General features: G+C 26.5%; 2 protein-coding genes. Both read right to left on the bottom strand.

Translation table 11 applies throughout. The features are described 5' to 3' along the window. Nucleotides 1-30 precede the first annotated feature (30 nt). Nucleotides 31-765, bottom strand: coding sequence for a 23S rRNA (adenine(2058)-N(6))-methyltransferase Erm(C) (gene erm(C), locus HMPREF2930_RS00200; RefSeq protein WP_001003263.1), 735 nt, complete (start codon nt 763-765; stop codon nt 31-33). A gap of 60 nt (nt 766-825) precedes the next feature. Then, nucleotides 826-885, bottom strand: coding sequence for a 23S rRNA methylase leader peptide ErmCL (gene ermCL, locus HMPREF2930_RS11335; protein ID WP_002497446.1), 60 nt, complete (start codon nt 883-885; stop codon nt 826-828). Nucleotides 886-1,141: the final 256 nt, after the last annotated feature.

Below are 1,141 nucleotides of genomic sequence, written 5' to 3'. Positions count from 1 at the left end.
TTAAGGGATGCAGTTTATGCATCCCTTAACTTACTTATTAAATAATTTATAGCTATTGAAAAGAGATAAGAATTGTTCAAAGCTAATATTGTTTAAATCGTCAATTCCTGCATGTTTTAAGGAATTGTTAAATTGATTTTTTGTAAATATTTTCTTGTATTCTTTGTTAACCCATTTCATAACGAAATAATTATACTTCTGTTTATCTTTGTGTGATATTCTTGATTTTTTTCTATTTAATCTGATAAGTGAGCTATTCACTTTAGGTTTAGGATGAAAATATTCTCTTGGAACCATACTTAATATAGAAATATCAACTTCTGCCATTAAAAATAATGCCAATGAGCGTTTTGTATTTAATAATCTTTTAGCAAACCCGTATTCCACGATTAAATAAATCTCATCAGCTATACTATCAAAAACAATTTTGCGTATTATATCCGTACTTATGTTATAAGGTATATTACCAAATATTTTATAGGATTGGTTTTTAGGAAATTTAAACTGCAATATATCCTTGTTTAAAACTTGGAAATTATCGTGATCAACAAGTTTATTTTCTGTAGTTTTGCATAATTTATGGTCTATTTCAATGGCAGTTACGAAATTACACCTCTGTACTAATTCAAGGGTAAAATGCCCTTTTCCTGAGCCGATTTCAAAGATATTATCATGTTCATTTAATCTTATATTTGTCATTATTTTATCTATATTATGTTTTGAAGTAATAAAGTTTTGACTGTGTTTTATATTTTTCTCGTTCATTATAACCCTCTTTAATTTGGTTATAATGAATTTTGCTTATTAACGATTCATTATAACCACTTATTTTTTGTTTGGTTGATAATGAACTGTGCTGATTACAAAAATACTAAAAATGCCCATATTTTTTCCTCCTTATAAAATTAGTATAATTATAGCACGAGCTCTGATAAATATGAACATGATGAGTGATCGTTAAATTTATACTGCAATCTGATGCGATTATTGAATAAAAGATATGAGAGATTTATCTAGTTTCTTTTTTTACAAGAAAAAAGAAAGTTCTTAAAGGTTTTATACTTTTGGTCGTAGAGCACACGGTTTAACGACTTAATTACGAAGTAAATAAGTCTAGTGTGTTAGACTTTAATGTTTTTTT

Source organism: Staphylococcus sp. HMSC068C09 (assembly GCF_001813735.1).
GTDB lineage: Bacteria > Bacillota > Bacilli > Staphylococcales > Staphylococcaceae > Staphylococcus > Staphylococcus hominis.
The sequence above is the reverse complement of the archived record's forward strand: the minus strand, read 5'-3'. Positions and strand labels throughout refer to the sequence as shown.